Annotated in this window: 17 protein-coding genes; 11 read left to right on the top strand and 6 right to left on the bottom strand. The window is 58.1% G+C overall.

Annotation, left to right across the window (positions count from 1 at the left end; all coding sequences use genetic code 11):
• Window positions 1-217: 217 nt before the first annotated feature.
• The 6 genes from ugpB (at window position 218) to AC4BBN_RS14780 (ending at window position 6,182) form a co-directional block, all read left to right on the top strand.
• Entirely contained in the window at window positions 218-1,525 is a 1,308-nt protein-coding gene (gene ugpB, locus AC4BBN_RS14805; protein WP_490592729.1) for a sn-glycerol-3-phosphate ABC transporter substrate-binding protein UgpB, read from the top strand.
• A 184-nt stretch (window positions 1,526-1,709) separates the two neighbouring features.
• Window positions 1,710-2,591, top strand: coding sequence for a sn-glycerol-3-phosphate ABC transporter permease UgpA (gene ugpA, locus AC4BBN_RS14800; RefSeq protein ID WP_490592728.1), 882 nt, complete (start codon window positions 1,710-1,712; stop codon window positions 2,589-2,591).
• Window positions 2,591-3,442 (top strand): sn-glycerol-3-phosphate ABC transporter permease UgpE, encoded by an 852-nt coding sequence (ugpE, locus tag AC4BBN_RS14795; RefSeq protein WP_490592727.1) that lies wholly within the window; start codon window positions 2,591-2,593, stop codon window positions 3,440-3,442. The genes ugpA and ugpE overlap by 1 nt, the downstream gene beginning before the upstream one ends.
• A gap of 72 nt (window positions 3,443-3,514) precedes the next feature.
• Window positions 3,515-4,549 carry a sn-glycerol-3-phosphate import ATP-binding protein UgpC gene (locus AC4BBN_RS14790; protein ID WP_490592726.1) on the top strand — a complete coding sequence of 345 codons (1,035 nt, stop codon included), beginning with the start codon at window positions 3,515-3,517 and terminating at the stop codon, window positions 4,547-4,549.
• A 5-nt stretch (window positions 4,550-4,554) separates the two neighbouring features.
• The gene (gene ugpQ, locus AC4BBN_RS14785; RefSeq protein ID WP_490592725.1) at window positions 4,555-5,304 is read left to right on the top strand and encodes a glycerophosphodiester phosphodiesterase; all 750 of its coding nucleotides are present in this window, start codon (window positions 4,555-4,557) and stop codon (window positions 5,302-5,304) included.
• 41 nt (window positions 5,305-5,345) lie between these two features.
• Window positions 5,346-6,182, top strand: a complete 837-nt coding sequence (locus AC4BBN_RS14780; protein WP_490592724.1) for a GGDEF domain-containing protein — start codon at window positions 5,346-5,348, stop codon at window positions 6,180-6,182.
• Here AC4BBN_RS14780 and AC4BBN_RS14775 read toward each other — a convergent pair.
• Window positions 6,168-6,380: a hypothetical protein gene (locus tag AC4BBN_RS14775; protein ID WP_490592723.1), complete on the bottom strand. Its 213-nt coding sequence runs from the start codon at window positions 6,378-6,380 to the stop codon at window positions 6,168-6,170. The two genes, AC4BBN_RS14780 and AC4BBN_RS14775, sit on opposite strands and share 15 nt — an antisense overlap.
• A gap of 124 nt (window positions 6,381-6,504) precedes the next feature.
• Between AC4BBN_RS14775 and hemA the strand changes: the two genes are divergently transcribed.
• The 5 genes from hemA to AC4BBN_RS14750 all read left to right on the top strand — a co-directional run bounded on the left by hemA (window position 6,505) and on the right by AC4BBN_RS14750 (window position 11,696).
• Window positions 6,505-7,773 carry a glutamyl-tRNA reductase gene (gene hemA, locus AC4BBN_RS14770; RefSeq protein ID WP_490592722.1) on the top strand — a complete coding sequence of 423 codons (1,269 nt, stop codon included), beginning with the start codon at window positions 6,505-6,507 and terminating at the stop codon, window positions 7,771-7,773.
• Window positions 7,774-7,978: 205 nt separating this feature from the next.
• A complete protein-coding gene (prfA, locus tag AC4BBN_RS14765; RefSeq protein WP_490592721.1) occupies window positions 7,979-9,061 on the top strand; it encodes a peptide chain release factor 1 in 1,083 nt (360 codons plus the stop codon).
• A 9-nt stretch (window positions 9,062-9,070) separates the two neighbouring features.
• Window positions 9,071-10,078, top strand: a complete 1,008-nt coding sequence (gene prmC / locus AC4BBN_RS14760) for a peptide chain release factor N(5)-glutamine methyltransferase (RefSeq protein WP_490592720.1) — start codon at window positions 9,071-9,073, stop codon at window positions 10,076-10,078.
• A 161-nt stretch (window positions 10,079-10,239) separates the two neighbouring features.
• A complete protein-coding gene (grxD, locus tag AC4BBN_RS14755; RefSeq protein WP_490592719.1) occupies window positions 10,240-10,566 on the top strand; it encodes a Grx4 family monothiol glutaredoxin in 327 nt (108 codons plus the stop codon).
• 134 nt (window positions 10,567-10,700) lie between these two features.
• Entirely contained in the window at window positions 10,701-11,696 is a 996-nt protein-coding gene (locus AC4BBN_RS14750; protein WP_490592718.1) for an AAA family ATPase, read from the top strand.
• A 25-nt stretch (window positions 11,697-11,721) separates the two neighbouring features.
• On the opposite strand, the gene AC4BBN_RS14745 is transcribed toward AC4BBN_RS14750, so the two are convergent.
• The 5 genes from AC4BBN_RS14745 to AC4BBN_RS14725 all read right to left on the bottom strand — a co-directional run bounded on the left by AC4BBN_RS14745 (window position 11,722) and on the right by AC4BBN_RS14725 (window position 20,249).
• On the bottom strand, window positions 11,722-12,495 hold the full coding sequence (locus AC4BBN_RS14745; protein ID WP_490592717.1) for a S1C family serine protease: 774 nt from the start codon (window positions 12,493-12,495) through the stop codon (window positions 11,722-11,724).
• 40 nt (window positions 12,496-12,535) lie between these two features.
• Window positions 12,536-15,313, bottom strand: coding sequence for an XrtA/PEP-CTERM system TPR-repeat protein PrsT (gene prsT / locus AC4BBN_RS14740; protein ID WP_490592716.1), 2,778 nt, complete (start codon window positions 15,311-15,313; stop codon window positions 12,536-12,538).
• 35 nt (window positions 15,314-15,348) lie between these two features.
• Window positions 15,349-16,710, bottom strand: coding sequence for a PEP-CTERM-box response regulator transcription factor (gene prsR, locus AC4BBN_RS14735; RefSeq protein ID WP_490592715.1), 1,362 nt, complete (start codon window positions 16,708-16,710; stop codon window positions 15,349-15,351).
• A complete protein-coding gene (gene prsK, locus AC4BBN_RS14730; RefSeq protein ID WP_490592883.1) occupies window positions 16,707-18,776 on the bottom strand; it encodes an XrtA/PEP-CTERM system histidine kinase PrsK in 2,070 nt (689 codons plus the stop codon). Before prsK ends, prsR begins: the two co-directional genes overlap by 4 nt.
• A 192-nt stretch (window positions 18,777-18,968) precedes the next feature.
• Complete coding sequence (locus AC4BBN_RS14725) at window positions 18,969-20,249, bottom strand: TIGR03013 family XrtA/PEP-CTERM system glycosyltransferase (RefSeq protein ID WP_490592714.1); 1,281 nt, start codon at window positions 20,247-20,249, stop codon at window positions 18,969-18,971.
• Window positions 20,250-20,370 lie beyond the last annotated feature (121 nt).

The raw sequence follows: 20,370 nt of genomic DNA, 5'->3' as shown, positions 1-20,370 counted from the left end.
GGCACGGCATTGCCAGCAGCAGGGCTATACACCAAGCGCTGGAAGACCCAGCTCAAACGCAAACAAACGCAAACAAACGCAGCCATACGAACGGGTTTTCCCGCTATCACTTTCGTCAGTTACGAGCCAAAATTTCACTGTTTTGTCATAAGCGGCACCTAGCATCGGCCCCTCCCATCTCTTACCGTCACCCTCTTACCGTCCCCCAGGAGATTCCATGCAATTCAACCGTTTAGCGCTGGCCGCCGTGGCCGCTACCGCTGTTCTTTCCGCGCAGGCACAGACCGAGATCCAATGGTGGCATTCCATGAACTCGGTCAACGGCGAATGGGTCAACGACCTGGCCAAAGACTTCAATGCGAGCCAAAAGGAATACAAGATCGTGCCGACCTACAAGGGCCAGTACGACGAATCCATGACCGCCGCCATTGCTGCCTTCCGTGCCGGCAACGCACCACACATCCTGCAGGTATTTGAAGTGGGCACGGCCACCATGATGGCCAGCAAGAAAGCCATTGTGCCGGTCGGCCAGGTCATGAAGGACGCCGGCGAGAAGTTCGACCCCAGCGTCTACATCCCTGCCGTGGCCAGCTACTACACCGCAGCCAATGGCCAGATGATGAGCTTCCCGTTCAACAGCTCGACCACGGTCTTCTATTACAACAAGGACGCGTTCAAGGCCGCTGGCCTGGACCCGAACAAAGCCCCCAGCACCTGGCCCGAAGTGGCACTGGCGGCCGCCAAGCTCAAGGCCAGCGGCCACAAATGCCCGCTGACCATCGCCTGGCAGGGCTGGACCCAGCTGGAGAGCTTCTCCACCTGGCATAACGTCGAGTTCGCCACCAAGGCCAACGGCCTGGGCGGCATGGACGCCCGCATGAAGATCAACTCGCCGCTGCATGTGCGCCACATCGAGAACCTGGGCAATATGGCCAAGCAAGGTCTGTTCGTCTACAAGGGCCGTGGCAACATCCCTGAAGCCAGCTTTGTATCCGGCGAATGCGCCATGACCACCACCTCCAGTGGCTTCTATGGCAACGTCAAGAAGAACGCCAAGTTCGCGTTTGGCGAAGCCCCCCTGCCCTATTACCCCGATGTGCCCGGCGCACCGCAAAACACCGTGATCGGTGGCGCCAGCCTGTGGGTGTTGGCCGGCAAGAAGTCGGAAGAATACAAGGGCGTGGCCAAGTTCTTCACCTATTTGTCCAGCCCCGAAGTGCAATCCGCCAGCCACAAGCGCACCGGCTACCTGCCCGTGACGACGGCCTCGTTCGCACTGACCGAAAAGTCGGGCTTCTACCAAGAAAACCCCGGCACCGATGTCGCGCCGAACCAGATGATCCGCAAGACCACCACCAACTCGCGCGGTATCCGCCTGGGCAACTACCTGCAGGTGCGTGCGATCGAGGACGAAGAACTGGAACAAGTCTGGGCCGGAAAGAAGTCCGCCAAGGAAGCCCTGGACTCCATCGTGCTGCGCGGTAACGAGCAGCTAGACCGCTTCGAAAAAGCTAACAAGCAGTAACACCCCAGGCTACACGCTACGCAATTTCGCCCACCCCACTCGTATCGGTTTGAAAAACCGATACGACACGCAGGGGGCGAACCCAGTGGCCCGGCAGAGCCGGTTCCACGGGTTCCAGGGCTGAAAACCGTTGCGCCCGACGCTAGCTGATTAATAACTACAACAAAGTTGGCCTTAAACATCCATGGAAAAACGCGTCGTCTTTCAATCTCGTTGGCTGCCCTGGGTGCTGATCGCCCCCCAGATGGTGGTGATCTGCGTCTTCTTTTTCTGGCCTGCGGGCCAGGCCATGCTGCAGTCCTTGCAGCAGTCTGACGCGTTTGGCACCTCGGTGGACTGGGTCGGGTTGGACAACTTCCGCAACCTGTGGAACGACGCCAGCTATATGGCCTCGTTCCAGACCACCGCCGTGTTCTCTATCCTCGTGGCGGTACTGGGCATAAGCCTGTCGCTGCTGCTGGCGGTGTTTGCCGACCGCGTGGTACGCGGCAGCGGCATCTACAAAACCTTGCTGATCTGGCCCTATGCCGTGGCGCCTGCGGTGGCGGGCGTGCTGTGGCTGTTCATGTTCTCGCCCAGCATCGGCATCGTGGCCTACTGGCTGGGACTGCTGGGCGTGGACTGGAACCACCTGATGAACAGCAACCACGCCATGGCCCTGGTGGTGATGGCCGCCATCTGGAAGCAGCTGTCGTACAACTTTCTGTTCTTCCTGGCCGGCTTGCAGTCCATCCCCAAATCCTTGATTGAAGCGGCGGCCATGGACGGCGCGCGGCCCTGGCGCCGGTTCTGGACCATCCAGTTTCCGCTGCTCACCCCCACCAGCTTCTTCCTGCTGGTGATCAACATCGTCTACGCATTTTTTGACACCTTCGCCATCATCGACTCCACCACCCAAGGCGGCCCCGGCAAAGACACGGCCATCCTGGTCTACAAGGTGTATTTCGACGGCTTCAAAGCCATGGACCTGGGCGGCTCGGCGGCGCAGTCAGTGGTGCTGATGGTGATCGTGGTCGCCATGACCGTGGTGCAGTTCAAATTTGTCGAAAAGAAAGTGAATTACTGATGGTCGAGCGCCGCACCACCATGGGCATGCTGGCCCATGTGATTCTGATTCTGGGCGTGCTGATCGTGGCCTTTCCGGTCTACATCACCTTTGTCGCCTCTACCCACACCGCATCCGAGATGGTGCAGCGTCCCATCCCCGTGCTACCGGGCTCGCACCTGGTGGAAAACTACGCAGCAGCCTTGCAAGGCACGGGCGCCCACGGCGGCTCCAACGCGGCGGTGGGCCGCATGATGGTGGTCAGCCTGGTCACCGCGCTGGTGATTGCCATCGGCAAGATAGCCATCTCGCTGCTGTCGGCGTTTGCGCTGGTGTACTTCCGCTTTCCGTTCAAGCAATTCTTCTTCTGGATGATCTTCGTCACCCTGATGCTGCCGGTGGAGGTGCGCATAGGCCCCACCTACAAAGTGGTGGCCGACTTGGGGCTGCTCGACAGCTACGCCGGCCTGACGATTCCGCTGATTGCCTCGGCCACCGCCACATTCCTGTTCCGCCAGTTCTTCATGGGCGTGCCGGACGAGTTGGTGGAGGCCGCGCGCATGGACGGCGCTGGCCCCATGCGCTTCTTCTGGGACATTCTGCTACCGCTGTCGCGCACCAGCATGGCGGCGCTGTTCGTCATCCAGTTCATTTACGGCTGGAACCAATACCTGTGGCCGCTGCTGGTCACCACCAATGAAAACATGTACCCGGTGGTGATCGGCATCAAACGCATGATCTCCGGCGGCGACGGCCAGACCGAATGGAACCTGGTGATGGCCACGGCCATTCTGGCGATGCTGCCACCCGCGCTGGTCGTCATGCTGATGCAGAAATGGTTCGTCAAGGGCCTGGTGGATACAGAAAAATAATTTAAAAGAAATTGGGCTCTAGCGCAGGCATTACCTGCGCCAGCAGCTATTAAAAGACTAGCAAAACAGTTTATGGCCGCCATCACACTCAAGAACGTCATCAAGCGCTACGGCAAGGGCGCCAGCGCCAACCAGGTGATCCACGGCGTTAACGCCGACATCGCTGACGGCGAATTCATCGTCATCGTCGGCCCCTCGGGCTGCGGCAAATCCACGCTGCTGCGCATGGTCGCCGGGCTGGAAGAAGTCAGCGACGGCACCATCTCCATCGGCGGGCGCGTGGTCAATAACCTGGAACCCAGCGAGCGCGACATCGCCATGGTGTTCCAAAACTATGCGCTGTACCCGCATATGACGGTGTTCGACAACATGGCCTACGGCCTGAAGATCGCCAAAGTGTCTGAGGCCGACATCAAGACCCGCGTAGACAAGGCCGCCAAGATATTGGAGCTGGGCCAGTTCCTGGCGCGCAAGCCGCGTGAGCTGTCCGGCGGCCAGCGCCAGCGCGTCGCCATGGGCCGCGCCATCGTGCGCCAGCCGCAGGTGTTTCTGTTCGACGAGCCACTCTCCAACCTGGACGCCAAGCTGCGCGCCCAGACCCGGCTGGAAATCCAGAAGCTGCACCGCGAACTGGGCATCACCAGCCTGTTCGTCACCCACGACCAGGTCGAAGCCATGACCCTGGCGCAGCGCATGATCGTGATGAACGGCGGCGTAATGGAGCAGTTCGGCACGCCCGAAGAGGTCTACACCCGCCCCGCCAGCACCTTTGTCGCCAGCTTCATCGGCAGCCCACCCATGAACCTGCTGAAGACTGCCCCCAACACCAGCCTGGGCGGCCCGGTCGACGCCATCCTGGGCATACGCCCCGAGCACTTGCAACTCAGCAACGACGGCTGGCCGCTGACCGTGGAAACCACCGAAATGCTGGGCGCGGAACGCCTGACCTATGCACGCTTAGGCACCGGCCCCAGCAGCGAGCTGCTAATCATCCGCACCGAAGAAAGTGAAGCCGCACCGGCTATCGGCAGCACCATCCACGCCACGCCGCGCACCGACCGGCTGCACTGGTTTAATAGTGACACAGGCAAACGCATAAACCCCTGAATTCCATGCAAATCACCGCAAGCAACTGGCCCTACCCCCGCTGGGTCGCCCACCGTGGCGCGGGCAAACTGGCGCCTGAAAACACCCTCGCCGCCTTCCGCCTGGGTGCGCAGCACGGCTACCGCATGTTCGAGTGCGACGTCAAACTCAGCGCCGACGGCGTGCCCTTTCTGCTGCACGACGACACGCTGGAGCGCACCAGCACCGGCAAAGGCCTGGGCGGCGACCACACCTGGGGCGCGCTGGCCCAATTAGACGCCGGCAGCTGGCATTCGCGCAGCTACGCGGGCGAAACCCTGCCCACACTGGACAACATCGCCGCCTTTTGCCTGCGCAACAGCTACTTTTTGAACATCGAGATCAAGCCGACTCCTGGCGTGGAACGCCTCACTGGCGAAGCCGTGGCGCACCACGCGTCTCGCCTGTGGCGCGGCCAGGCCGTGCCGCCGCTGCTCAGCTCTTTCAGCACCGAGTCCCTAGAAGGCGCCAAAGCCGCCCAGCCCGCGCTGCCACGCGGCCTGCTGCTAGACGAACTCTGGGACGGCTGGCTGGAGGCCGCGCTGGAACTCGGTTGCGTCGCCATCATCTGCAACCACACACTGTGGAATGCCGAAACCGTGACCCGCGTCAAAGCCGCTGGCCTGCGCACCTCCAGCTACACCGTGAACGACGCCGAATCTGTACAGCGCCTGATGGACCTGGGAACCGACGGCATCATCACCGACCGCGTGGACCTGTTCTCGCCAGCACATTGAGCCGCACACATTGCGGCAGCCGCGTTTGCTAGCATCCGAACATGCCAGCACGCTCCACACCCCGCAAGGCCGGCCCCGCGCTGACACCGCTGTTGCAGTACTGCTCGCGGGCTGTGGTGCGCCTGGGCGTTTGGCGCACCACGCTGCTATTCAGCGCGTGCATTTCCCTGATGTCCCTGGGGCTGACCTGGCTGTACATCCGGCTGGGCGGTTACGGCGAGATGGGCGAGGCCTTCTACATCTCGCTGCTTGTGCCGCTGCCCATGACCTTGCTGCCCGGCGGCATGATCTTCGCGCTGGTAGCCGCACTGGAGCAGGCCCGCCACACCGCGCACACCCTGTCCATGACCGACGTGCTGACCGGCCTGCACAACCGGCGTCACTTCATGCAAACCGCCCAGCGCGAGTTGGACCTGGCCCAGCGCCACGGCCTGCCCCTGGCCCTGCTGATCCTGGACATAGACCACTTCAAGCACGTCAACGACCAGCACGGCCACGACGTGGGCGACCAGGTGCTGATGGAAGTAGGCCGGCGCTGCGCCCAGGTGCTGCGCGCCACCGACTTACTGGCCCGCTGGGGCGGCGAGGAATTTGTAGTGCTGCTGCCCAATACCGGCTACGAGCAAGCCCACCAACTGGCCGAACGCATGCGCGAAACCGTGGCCTATTCGGCCCAACTCTACGCCGCGCAAGGCGCTGTCAAGGTGACGATCAGCATAGGCGTGGCCGGCACCGTGGCACAGCAACCCACCACGCTCGACGCCCTGGTACAACAGGCAGACCGTGCGCTGTACGACGCCAAACGCGCGGGCCGCAACCAGGTATGGCTGGCTAAACCGCTCGGCAGTTTTACGCCAGGCCCGCTAGCGCCCCGTTAAACACCACTGGCTGCTGGCGCAGGCTAGCACCAGCGCGGCATAGGTCGCCATCTTGCCGTCATGGCCGAAAAACCAGAGCCCGCCCAGCAGCACCAGCAGGCACACTACAAAATTGATAGCTGCTTGCGCAATTAATCCCTGCGCTACAGCCTTTTTTTTCATAAATATCCGGGCGAGCAGCGCCGTCAGCAGCCCCACAACCAGGGCCGGCGCGGCGAAGTTCAGCAGATGTATCAATGAATCTATGGGTCCCATAGCAGCAATTTTGAGGCTTTGACAGCGAGGCGGCGATTTCGGGCCGCACAAATTTTATAATCCCCCCATGGCAGTCTGGGCATTAGGCATTAACCACAACACCGCACCCTTGGATTTGCGCGGTCGGTTCGCGTTCGCCCTGGACCAAATCGCGCCCACGCTGCAAGGCCTGCGCGCCGCCCTGGCCGGCCCCGAAGCAGCCATCATCTCCACCTGCAACCGCACCGAAATCTATTGCGCGGGCAACCAACAGGCCTTGGACCACACGGTGGACTGGCTGGCTCACAGCGGCGGCGTATCGCCGGCCCTGCTGCGTTCGCACTCCTACACTTTGCAAGACGGCCCCGTGGCGCGCCACGCCTTCCGCGTGGCCAGCGGACTGGATTCCATGGTGCTGGGCGAGCCGCAGATCCTGGGCCAGATGAAAGACGCTGTCCGCGTGGCCGAGCAGGCTGGTGCCCTGGGCACCACCCTGAACCAGCTGTTCCAGCGCTCATTCGCCGTGGCCAAAGAGGTGCGCACCTCCACCGAGATCGGCGCGCACTCCATCAGCATGGCCGCTGCCGCAGTGCGGCTGGCCAGCCAGCTGTTTGAAGACCTGGGTGAAGTGCGGGTGCTGTTTGTCGGTGCCGGTGAAATGATCGAGCTGGCGGCGACCCACTTTGCCGCCAAGAACCCCAAATCCATCGCCATCGCCAACCGCACGCTGGAGCGCGGCGAAAAGCTCGCCACCCGCTTTGGCGGCGAAGTCATGCGCCTGGCCGACCTGCCCAGCCGCCTGCATGAATTCGACGCTGTTGTCAGTTGCACCGCCAGCACCCTGCCCATCATCGGCCTGGGCGCGGTGGAGCGCGCCCTGAAGCTGCGCAAGCACCGCCCCATCTTCATGGTGGACCTGGCCGTACCGCGCGACATCGAGCCCGAAGTGAAGGCACTAGAAGACGTGTACCTGTACACCGTGGACGACCTGGCCCATGTGGTGCAAAGCGGCCAGGCAAATCGCCAAGCTGCGGTGGCCCAGGCCGAGGTCATCATCGACGCCGGCGTGCAAAGCTTTCTGCACTGGATGGACCAACGTGACCCGGTGCACGGCGTGGTGCCGCTGATCCAGCAGCTGAACGCCCAGGCCGACGAATGGCGCGCCGCCGAGCTGACCCGCGCGCGCCGCCTACTGGCCAAGGGCGACGACATCGAGGCCGTGCTGGACATGCTCAGCAAAGGCCTGACCCAAAAGATGCTGCACGGCGCCATGGCCGAGCTGCGCGCCGGCGATGCCAGCAGCCGCGAGCACACGGTACAGGCCATCCACAAACTGTTTTTGCGCAAAGAGCGTTAGCGACGCTGTCGCTTGCGCTTCCGGCCCTGGCTTTTCAGGGGCCTTCATCTCCCTCCATTTAAGTTACCTCGTCACGCCCCACCCCAGACTGCATCAACGCCCTGCCCAGGGATACCGTGGAACCGGCTATGCCGGGCCACTGGTATCGCCCCCTGCAAGGGGGTTGGCGAAGCGCAGCGTAGCCTGGGGGTGAGCCACAATTTTTATGAAACCCTTTCTCCGCCAACAGCTTGAGCGCTACGCCTTTCGCCTTGCCGAACTCGACTTTCTGCTGTCCCGCGAGGACATCATGGGCGACATGAAGCAGTTTTTGCTACTGTCGCGCGAACACACCGAGGTGGGCCAGGTGGCGGCCCGCTTCGCCCGTTACACCCAGCGCGAGTCCGACCTGGCCGCCGCGCAGGAAATGAAGAGCGACCCCGACATGGCCGAAATGGCCGAGGAAGAAATCACCTCCGCCCAGGCCGAGCTGACCCGGTTGGAGGCCGAGCTGCAGCGCATGCTGTTGCCCAAGGACCCGGACGACGCACGCAACGCCTTCATGGAAATCCGGGCCGGCACCGGCGGCGACGAATCCGCCCTGTTCGCAGCCGACCTGCTGCGCATGTACACCCGCTACGCCGAACGCCAGGGCTGGAAAACCGAGATCGTCAGCGAATCCCCCAGTGAGCTTGGCGGCTACAAAGAAGTGGTGCTGCGCATCGAGGGCGACGGCGTCTACGGCCAGCTGAAGTTCGAGTCCGGCGGCCACCGCGTGCAGCGCGTGCCCGCCACCGAAACCCAGGGCCGCATCCACACCAGCGCCTGCACCGTGGCGGTGCTGGCCGAGCCCGACGAGCAGGAAGCCATCAAGATCAACCCGGCCGACCTGCGCATCGACACCTACCGCGCCAGCGGCGCCGGCGGCCAGCACATCAACAAGACCGACTCGGCGGTGCGCATCACCCACATCCCCACCGGTATCGTCGCTGAGTGCCAGGACGGCCGCAGCCAGCACAGCAACAAGGCGCAGGCGCTGAAGGTGCTGACAGCCCGCATCCACGAAAAAGACCGCTCCGAGCGCGCCGCCAAGGACGCTGCCGAGCGCAAGGGCCTGATCGGCAGCGGCGACCGCAGTGACCGCATCCGCACCTACAACTTCCCGCAAGGCCGCTGGACCGACCACCGCATCAACCTCACGCTGTACAAGCTGCTATTCATCATGGAGGGTGACCTGGCCGAGCCGCTGGGCGCCCTGCGTGCGGCCCAGGAAGCAGAGCAACTCGCCGAACTCGAAGTCGGCACTTAAAAGGACCCCATGGCACGTTCCATCAACAAAGGCCCCAAGCCCAGCGGCGGCTACGCCAAGGTCTCCAGCAAATCGCTGAAAGACGCCCAGGAAAAAAGCGCCAAGCGCATGGCGCCTCGGCCAGAACACCCCGGCCTGGGCAAAGTGGCGCGCGCCGCCCGCAAGCCTGTGCCCTCGGTGTATGGAGATACCGTCGCCACGCTGCAAACCGCCCTGCTGGGCGCGCAAAAGCACGGCATCGACAAGCTGGATGCCCGCATGCTGCTGCTGCATGCATTGGGCAAAAATCCATCCGATGCCGCGTGGCTAATGGCCCATAACAACAATGCCTTGAATCCGCTGCAAGCCGCAGCCTTCGGCACGGCGTGTACCCGCCGCCGCGCAGGCGAACCCGTGGCCTATATCACCGGCCAGCGCGAATTCTTTGGCCTGGCGCTGCACGTAGATGCGCGCGTGCTGGTGCCACGCCCTGATACTGAAACCTTGGTGGACTGGGCGCTGGAGCGCCTCCAGGAACAGGCCACGCCCCAGGTACTGGACCTGGGCACGGGCAGCGGAGCCGTCGCCCTGGCCATCCAGCATGCCGCGTCGAAGGCAGTGGTTACGGCAGTGGATGTCAGCGCCGACGCCTTGGCGGTGGCGCAAGCCAATGCGCAGCGGCTGAAATTACCGGTGAAATTTCTGCACAGCAGCTGGCTTGCGCAGGTGAGCGGACGCTTCGATCTGATCGTGTCGAACCCACCCTATATTGCCGATGCGGACCCGCATTTGCCCGCCCTGGTACATGAGCCATTGGGCGCCTTGACCGCAGGTGCCGACGGGCTGGACGACATCCGCCAAATCATCCGCCAGGCACCCGCGCATTTGCAGGCCGGCGGCTGGCTGCTGCTGGAGCACGGCTACGACCAGGCCGCTGCTGTGCGCGCTTTGCTGAAACAGAATGGCTTTACGCAGGTGCAATCCAGGCAGGACCTGGCCGGCATAGAGCGCTGCAGCGGTGGTCAGATCCCCGTCTGAAATTTGTAAGATATTGGCTGCTTGCGCTTATAGAACCTGTGCCAGCAGCTACACAAAATATAGCAACCAGCCCTAGCCCATGTGGGGGCACGGCAGCGCACGCATCCCACCGCAACGTGTGCAGTGAAATAATAGCGGTTTGATTTTCAAGGAGCCCCGCCATGAGCGACGCACAACAACGTATTGATGCACTGGTCAAATCCAACGACGTACTGCTATTCATGAAGGGCAATGCCAGCTTCCCGCAGTGCGGCTTTTCGGGCCGCGCCATCCAGCTACTGAAAGCCTGCGGCGTGGATGCCAAAACGGTCAAGACCGTGAACGTACTGGAAGACGACGAAATTCGCCAAGGCATCAAGGAATACAGCAACTGGCCCACCATCCCCCAGCTCTACGTCAAGGGCGAATTCGTGGGCGGCTCGGACATCATGATGGAAATGTACGAATCCGGTGAACTGCACCAGGTACTGGGCGCCAAGGCCGCCTGAAGCCCGGCCAACAGCCTATGTGGTGAGGAATCCACATAGGCTGTAATAAACGGTACTTTTGCACGGGTTCTACCATGGTGTGCTGGCACGGCTTATGCTGAAATGAAGCTGTGCCAGCAACCAAGGAGTCTTTCATGGAATCCCGCAGTCTTGTTCCGCATGTACCGCAGTTTCAACTGCCCGTCGCCAATGTGCGCAGTGTCTTCCAGACACAAGAAGTCGAACGCAAACTGGCCAAACTCCCCAGCCGAGAACACGAAAACCTGCGCAGCACCTACGAGCGCATGCTGGAGCGCGGCCCTGAGCGCTTCCAGGTCAAGCCCTCTGGCGTGCCGGAAATGTCAGCCCTGTACCAGGCCCTGCCGAACTTCACCGACGTGCTGGACGACGTCAAACGCCATGTGGCCCTGAGTCAGGACAGCCGAGACGGCCTGGAAGTCACACCCATCCTGCTGCTGGGTCTGCCCGGCATAGGCAAAACCCATTTCGCCAAGAAGCTGGCCGATCTGCTGGGCACCGGTATGAACCTGGTACCCATGAGCTCGATGACGGCTGGCTGGCTGCTGTCCGGCTCGTCATCGCAATGGAAAGGCGCTAAGCCCGGCAAGGTGTTCGAAGCACTGATAGACGGTGAATACGCCAACCCAGTGATCGTGGTGGACGAAATCGACAAAGCCAGCGCCGATGCCCAATACGACCCCTTGGGCGCGCTCTACAGCCTGCTGGAACACGATACGGCGCAGAACTTCATGGACGAGTTCGCCGAAGTAGCCATCGACGCCAGCCAGGTGATCTGGATCACCACAGCCAACGACCCGCGCGGCATTCCAGAGCCGATTCTGAACCGCATGAACGTCTTTGAAATCGAGCCGCCCTCACCCGAGGCCGCTAGGCAGATTGCCAATAACCTCTACCAGTCCATCCGAAGCGAACATGGTTGGGGTGAGCGGTTTACACCGGAGCCGCACAGCGATCTGCTGGACGCCCTCGCAGAACTTGCCCCGCGTGAAATGCGCCGTGCGCTGATGACCGGTTTCGGCAATGCCCGCCTAGATGGACGCGACGTCATCAAGGTAGAAGACCTGCCCCGCGCCTCACAGCACAAAAGCCGCATGGGCTTTATCCAGTAATGGGTGCCCTAGAGCAGAAGGCCAATCAGTTGGTCTTCTGCCGCTGCAGCAACTGCACCACGAAGTTGGACGGAATCGCGTAGCTGATACCCGAGGGTTGGCTGATCGCCGACTCTTTGGTGCCTTTGACAAACACCATATTGACGATGCCCACCACTTCGCCGGTTTCGGCATCAAACAGCGGGCCGCCACTGTTGCCCGGATAAGCCGTGCCATCCAGCTGAAAAATATCAAAGCTACCGTCGCGCAGACTGCGGATAGACCGCTCGGTCAGCTGCGCACCTGTGGCCGCTGGCAGCACGATTGCAGTGATAGATGACACCATGGCGCGATGGGTCACAGAAGAAAAGCCCAGCGCCCCGCCGATAGGAAAGCCCATGAACGCCACAGACTGACCTTCCCGCACGCTCTTGGAGTCGCGCAAAGTCAAAGGCGCAACCGGCGCACCCTCAAACCGTAGCAAAGCCAGGTCGTGGATGCGATCCACCTCCAACACCGAAGCGGCGCGCATCTGCAACTCTCCTTTGAAGTCCCTGATCTGCAATGCCAAACTGGCTCCTGCAGGATCTTCCGCAGGCCCCATCAATACATGGGCATTGGTGACAGCAAGATTGCCGCTTTCGACAACAAACCCCGTTCCACGCAACGAAAACCGAGGGCTATTGGTACTCTTGTAGTAACCCACGATGACCACAGATGGCTTAACGTGGGGAATCACGTCCGCCAGCTCCGCTTGGGCGGGGCATTGGATAAAAAGTGCACACAAAACCACATATCGAAAATATGTGTGAATTCCCATGTGATTAACTATCCGATTTGACTGAAGACGGGTTTAGGCATCAAAGAGTCTTGAGTGCAGATTCAACCTCCTCATGCGAGGCAAAATCCTTCCCTAATTTATTCAAATCTTCCAATAGGGATTTGGCCTTTTTCTTATCCCCCGATTTGATATATATTTTTGCCAAATTCAACTTAAGCACCGCATTACTAGGTTGTAGCAACAAAGCCTTATTCTCCATTTCAATGGCTTTTGCATAATCACCCTTATCCGCCCACAACATGGCCAAGGTATCCATAAAGGAGGGTTGGTTCGGCGTCAAACTAACAGCCTTTTCCGCAAAACCTATAGCCGAATCTTTTTTCAACTGACCCGAAACCCAAGCCAGATTGTTATAAGCAAGCGCATTAGTAGGCTGCAACTGCACAACATTGGCATAATATTTCTCAGCAACCAAATAATCTTTCTTTGCCAAAGCATCATCAGCCATATACAACATAAAAGTCGTATCTTTTGGATGCTCCTTGAGCCAAGTTAGTATAAATTTATCAGCATCCGGTTTGTTACCAGAAGCCACCAAAGCGGCATGTATCTTTATAGCGGCTCCCAGCGAGTTGGTTTGCTTCAATCCCAATCGGTATGCTGATATTGCGTCATCCCATTTCTTCTGTTCGGCAAATATGTCCCCTTCCAAGATATAGCCGATGTTTTCTTTGGGACGTTGCCGCTGAATGGTTCTTGCGGTAGTAATCGCATTTTGGTAGCGCTCAGAAGTCGTATCCAAGAATGCCAGAGCACGCTGGGCATCCAACAAGTCAGGCTTCAACTCTAAGGCCTTCTGTAGATTTTGAACTGCCGCGTCTTTGTTCTTGGCTGCCAGATTGACATTCGCCAAACGCATTTGAGGCAAGGGCGACAAAGGCTGCAAGGTAGCCAATTTATTGAAGGTTGCAATCGCTTGGTTCGTATCACCGGATGCCTGCAAGGCACGGCCAAAGGCGTCTAACAACTCGGGACTTTCCGGCAATGCCGTTGTTGCATCCTGAGCAGTCGACAAAGCAGCCTTGGCATCCTTATTTGCCAAATAATAATTTACCAACAATACACGGGGCGTAGGGTCTGACGAGTTTGCGGAAATTGCATTCGCAATCAATTTTGAAACTTCTTCCTTGCTTCCACCTGCTTCTTTGCGTACCTCAGCCAACGCCAATAAAGCCTGCATATTTTTTGGATCTTTGGCAAGAATTTCGTTAAATCGCCTCGATGCTTCATCCGGTTTTTTTTCCGCAATATCCAACGCAGCAAGACTTGCTACAGCAGGAAAATAATTGGGATTCAATTTAGAAGATGCTTCAAAACTCTTTCTAGCTGCAGCGACATTCCCCTGCGCGAACAATATTTTCCCGCGCAAATTTTGTGAAATAGGACTTTCTGGAGTTTTTTTCTCCATCACAGAAATTGCCGCCAATGCTTTATCATACTCCTGCTTGCGCAAATACTCACCAATCAGCGCCATATCGGCACTAATACCCTTGTCGGACGCAGAAATATCGCGCAACTCCAAAAATGCAAAATCACCTTCACCGGCAGCAATGTGCGCCAAAGCCAGCGAAGTTTTCTTCATTGCATTTTTTGGATCTACCTTGGAAGCCTTTGCAAAATAATCAACTGCTTTTTTGACATCTCCATTCTGCATATAAGCCTCACCCGCCACAGAGTACAGCGTGACATCCACCGGCTCCTGGCTCAATGCAGGCTCTAATATAGCGATGGCCTTGGCCACCTGGCCTGTACGCAGATAAACCATGGTCAACATGCGTCGTGACATAGAAAGCTCTGGCGAAGCAGTCAAGGCCTTGTTTAGATAAATTTCTGCCTGCAACATTGAATTCAATTGAAATTCAATGGCTCCGGCCAATTGCAGGCCACGCGTATAATTAGGGGCGACCTTCAGTAGCTGCTGAGAAAATTCTCTTGCAGCTTTATAGTCTTTTTTCTGATAAGCCAACTGCGTTTCAAAATACTTAACCTGGGGACTATTTGGAACAATTGCCTTCATTGCCTCTAATTTTTTAGCAGCCTCGTCTAATTTTTCCTGCTGCATTAGAAGCACCAGCATTCCCATATAACCGGGCAAATAACCGGGCTTGGCTTGTACAGAGTTTTCATACAGAGCCAGAGCTGCATCCTGATCATTGGATGCACTCAATACCAAATCACCCTTTAGTTTCAAAGCATCGGCATTACTGGGTGATTTTTTAATAACAGCATCAATCGACGCCAAAGCACCCGACATATTATTTTTGGCTGCTTGCCTGCGAACGCTCATGATCAAAGCGTCGATATTTCCTGGATCTTCAGCCAAAGCCGCATCCAAGGCTTTCTGTCCCGCAGCCGCACTTCCCTGCTCAAAAAAGGCCGCACTTAACGCCAAATGCAACTCAACCTTCGCAGCCGCAGTCTCCAGCTGGGTCTTCGCAAAATCATCGGTTATTTTCTTGAACTTTCCTTGGGCCAGCAAAGCCTTAGCCAACTCCGGGACGACCAGATCGTCGGGGTACTTCAAAGCTCGCGCTTTGTCCAGCTCGACCTCAGCAGCGCCCGACTCCCCCAAATTCAACAATGTTTTACCCAGTAAGAATCGAGCCTCGGGTAAATTGGGGTTAGCTTGCAGAGCATTTTTGATCTGAATGATTGCAGCTTTTTTTTCATTCTTCTCCAAGTTTTGCTTCGCAGAGGCTAGGTAATTTTCTGGCTTATCATTACCGCAAGCAGTTAAAAAGGCGGCGACCGCCACTGCGCACAAAACACCACGAGATTTTTTATATCGCTGAATCATTGTTACATCCAAATAAAATCAAAATGCATGCATTTCTACTTCAATCCAAGCCGATGCATAATATCGTACAAGGTTGGCCGACTCACACCCAGTAATTCTGCGGCCTTCACGATATTTCCATTTACGCGCCCCAAAGCCGAAATAATTGCATTTTTCTCCGCACTTTCGCGCACAGCCCGCAAATCCAAAGAATCATCTGCAGCTTCAGACACAACAGATTCGAGCCCGACATCTTCCGGCGTAATCTTGTTGCCATCCGCCATAATTACTGCACGTTTAATACAGTTCTCCAACTCTCTAATATTCCCTGGCCATGTGTGGTTCTCTATAACCCGTACGCATTCTTCGCTCAAATTCAAAGATCCGCGATTTTGCTCACGCGCAAACCTACGCACAAAAGAATACGCCAACAAAGCTGCATCGCCATTACGGGCACGCAATGGCGGAATATTGATGACAATTTCAGCCAGTCTGTAATACAAATCCTCTCTGAAACGAGATTCTTTGCTCAAGGCTTTCAAATCCTGGTGGGTCGCGCAGACTATCCGGACGTCAACAGGAATCTCTTGGCGCCCGCCGACCCGTTCAATGGTTCGCTCCTGGATAAAACGCAATAACTTAGCCTGCAGGGAAAAGGGCAAGTCCCCGATTTCATCCAGCATCAAGGTGCCGCCATTGGCCGTCTCAATTTTTCCGAGCGTGGTCTTGGCTGCACCGGTGAACGCGCCTTTTTCGTAGCCAAATAACTCGCTCTCCAGCAGGTTCTCAGGAATGGCCGCACAGTTAATGGCGACAAACTTCTCGCCCTTGCGCTGCGATGCCTGGTGCAGTCCACGTGCCAGCACCTCTTTGCCGGTACCACTTTCACCAAGCAGCATGACAGTGGCGGTGGTGTTGGCTACCTTCTCAATGGTGCGGCATACGCGCAGCATCTCGGGATCACGCGTGACCAGACCAGCCAAGGCGTCGGGCTGGTACATCTCCTGCAAACGGCGGTTTTCTTTTTGTAGTTCGAACATGCGAAAAGCACGATCGATCGTTAAATTCAGAAGCTCGGGCTCAAACGGTTTGGCAAAGAAATCGTAAGCGCCCAATGCAACCGCCCGCAGCGCGTTGGCCTGGTCATTCTGTCCGGTCAAAACGATGACCTTGGTGTCGGGCTCAACCGCCAGAATTTGCTCCAGCAATTTAAAGCCCTCGCTCACGCCGTCAGCATCGGGCGGCAACCCCAGATCCATGGTGACCACGGCCGGGCTGTGCCTGCGCAACTGCACCAGGGCAGTATCTCGGTCATTTGCGGTGACTGACTCAAACTTGTCCACAGACCACTTGATCTGCTTCTGCAGAGCAAGGTCGTCCTCCACAATCAACAGGGAACGGGCGTTCTCACTACTCATATCGCCCCCATGTCGTGCAGATCTGAGCCTTGATGCACCTCGAACAACGGCAACAAAATTGTCACAAGCGTTCCTTTGTTTTGCGCGCTGCTTACCAAAATCTTCCCCCCCAATTCCTGTACATACTGAAAGCTTTCATACGCGCCAATGCCCATGCCCGCCTGTTTGGTTGTTTGAAATGGCTTGAAGAGCCGTTCTTGCACAAACTCTTCCGACATGCCGTGGCCCGTATCGCCAATTTCTACCCGTGCCTGGCCGCTAGCGCGGTCTAGCTTCACCCATACCCGGCCTGATGGGTCTGTGGCGTCGAAAGCGTTTTGCACCACATGCCCGATGATGCGCTCCAAGCGCTCTTCGTGACCACGCGTAACAACCTTGTCTATCTGCTCCATCTCCAACTGCCGGCCACGCTTGAGTGCTGCAGATGCAATGCGCTGAACAATGACTGCCAGATCCACCCCCACAACCGTTCCCGGAGGCGTAGCACCTTCGCGCAATTGGAGCATTAGCTGGCGCATTCTGTCTAATGAATTCTCCACCGTCATGAGCATGTCCTGCTGAAACTCAGGGTTGTCGTGCAGGCGCTTGGCATTCTTCAGCATCAAGGACAGCTGGGTAACAATATTTTTGAGGTCGTGAACCACAAAAGCCGACATTCGGTTGAAGGCGTCAAACTTGCGCACCTCCAACAAGGCTTCCGTAGCACGCATCTGTGCCAGGTAGCTGGCCGCCTGACGACCAGCGGTTTTCAGCAAATCGTTGACCTCCCAGTTGACGTCGATATTGGTTCGCGCGCTGGCCAGCACCACAAAACCAATCATTTCCCCCCCTGCGGTCAAGGGCACGATCAGCCAGGCTTGCGGTAATTCCTGCAACCAGGCTGGCAATGTCAAATCGCCATAGCGTTTGGAATATGTACGAAACTCTTCCAGATTGATCACCCAACCGCTGCTGGCCAGGAACTGGCAAAAAGAAGACTCCGCCTCTTCCTTGACCGGGCTGGACGCCAAGTTCCAGCAGGCCGTCTGGCGGAATGCAGCTTCGCTGCCGCTCTTCATCCACAAGCTACCGCCTGGGCTTTCCAACATGTCCGCAAGTGCCCGCACCACCTGCTGGCCCATGTCGTTCGGCGATTGGTTGCTTGACAGGGTTTGGGTGAACTTGAGCCACTCTTCCCGGTAGTCGTAGCGGTAACGGAAAAAGTGCTTACCCACAAACACTCTTAACTTCGCCCGGAATGCCCCCGACAGAGTCAGCACCAGAAGCGCAATCAACGCAGAAAAAACTAGCCCCTGCTGCAAAGCGCGGCCCCACTCGCCGCCAAAGTAGCGTACGTAGTAGCCCACCGCCGAGATAAAGATCAAATAGGCGCCCGCCACCAGCAAAGTGGCGGAATGAAAAGCAGCCTTTTGCGAAACCCGGATATTCGCGATCCAGTCGCTACGTCGCAGAGTAGAGAGCAGCAGCAGCAGCACCATCAGCCCATGCACTGCACCCCGGACGCTGAGCGCATCGGCGTCAATGCGTTTGAATAACACGGCCTGGGAATACAGGTACAGGTCGAACAAGAAAATGCCTGCAATCCCCAGGCTCAGTGGCTTGATGTTCCAGCGCGAATCCTCGCTGACGTTGCTATAGACCTGCTCCAACAACACCAGCCCCATCACCGGCAAGGCGGTTGCCGCCATCAGATACAACCAAACCGCATCTCCGAAATAAGTGACCTGGAACGCCAGCAGTAGCGGTGCGGCAACAGCGAAGCACAAGGTTGCCAGAGTCACCCATGGCATCCAGCCCATGCCCGGAGGATATCGATCTTCACGGTTGGCGCGGCAAAGCGACAACATGAACCCGAACCAGCAGGCGTAACGAGCCACGTCAGCCGAGCCGCCCAATAGCTGCCACACAGCCTGCGGGTACCAGCGTAATGCAAACAGTAGCCAGCCCCACACCGCCGTGAAGCCGACGGCGGACATCAGATAGACCGAGGATGCATTGCGAGGAGCACGCCAGTAACCCAGGCCCAGCAGGCGCAAGCAGAAAGCCGAGTACACCACTGCAGCCATTGCATAGCCCAGGGAGGTCAACGTAGTGGTTTGGCTATCCATGCAAAGAAACGCTGGGTACAGTGGGCAAGCGCAGCAGCAGGCGCTTATGGTTCAGCGGGCGCCTTTTGCCAGCAACACCACGCCTACGGTTTCGAAAAGAATAACAATATCAAGGAACAGCGAGTGGTTCTTGACGTAGTACAGGTCGTACTACAACTTTTCAGCCGAGTCTTCCAGAGTGGAGCCGTAGTGGTAACGGACCTGGGCCCAGCCCGTCACGCCAGGCTTGACGCTTTGGCGCACGGCATAGTAAGGAATCTGACGCGTCAACTGGTCCACAAAGTAAGGCCGCTCCGGCCTGGGGCCGACCATGCTCATGTCACCGTTCAGCACACAGAACAGCTGCGGCAGCTCGTCGATGCGCACCTTGCGGATGAACTTGCCCACCTTGGTGACACGGTCGTCCCCGGCTGCGGCCCAGCGCGGGGTACCGTCTTTCTCTGCGTCGGTGCGCATACTGCGGAACTTGATGACATTGAACAAGCGGCCATTGAAGCCCACACGCTCCTGCCGGTAGAAAATCGGCCCCGGACTCTCCAGCATCACGAGTAGCATGGTGACCAGCATGATCGGCAAGGTCAGCAAAATCAGCACCAGGGCACTGAAAATATCAAATAGGCGCTTCACCACCGAGCGCAGGCCACCTTGGCTGAAGCCGTCCCCAAAAATCAGCCATCCGGCGTTGACGGAATCCAGGCGAATCTGGCCCTTGGTTTTCTCAAAATGCGTGGCCACGTCCACCACCCGCACGCCGTGCAACTTGCAATCCAGCAGCTCGCGCAAAGGCATGCTGCCACCCCGGCGCTCCACCAGTGCCACCACGATCTCGTCGACCTCCAGCTCCAGGGCCGTATCGGTCAAGGATTTGTGCTTGGACAAAATTCCCCAGGCCGACACCTCGGACTCCGCTTCATTAGGGCTGGCGTAGTAGCCCACCACATCCACATGGGGATCTTCATTCTTCAGCGTCTTACCCACCAATGCCGCCCGCGGCCCCGTGCCGAATACCAGCACACGGTGGCGCATCATGGACTGGGGGGTGGAATGGGCTACGTAGACCCGGTGCAAGAGCACAATAACGAAACCAGCCATGGCCGCCATGGCCAGGTTTTCACGGCTTGCCAGGCTACCTGGGAACAAGGAAAAGACCGCGAACGTCAACGGCACGGCAAATACCAGGGATAGCATGGCCCGTGCGCGCGACTGGTTCAGTGAGCGGTTATGGATGCGTTGGTAAAAGCCCAGGGCCGAATTAATGACCAGCATGCCCAGTGACAGCAGACTGGCCTGCCCAAGCAGGGCCACAACCGAAGTCAGATCCTCACCCCGCCAAACCACAACGGCCAGAACTGCTGCGATTACCAGAGCCAGGTCAAAAAATATCTGCAAAAGTGTTTGTTTATGCAGGTAATGGTTAAAAAGTTTAATCACGACCGCCCCCCGTTAACAACACGCAGCTGCCCCCTGGTCTGTGGCGGGACACGCAATTTTGCACAGGGGACACCAAAGCCGGCGCAAACGTGGTTTGCTGGCCATTCTGCAGGGGGAAATT

This window comes from Rhodoferax sp. SPJ21, assembly GCF_058216335.1.
This window is presented reverse-complemented; position numbering and strand designations above follow the sequence as displayed.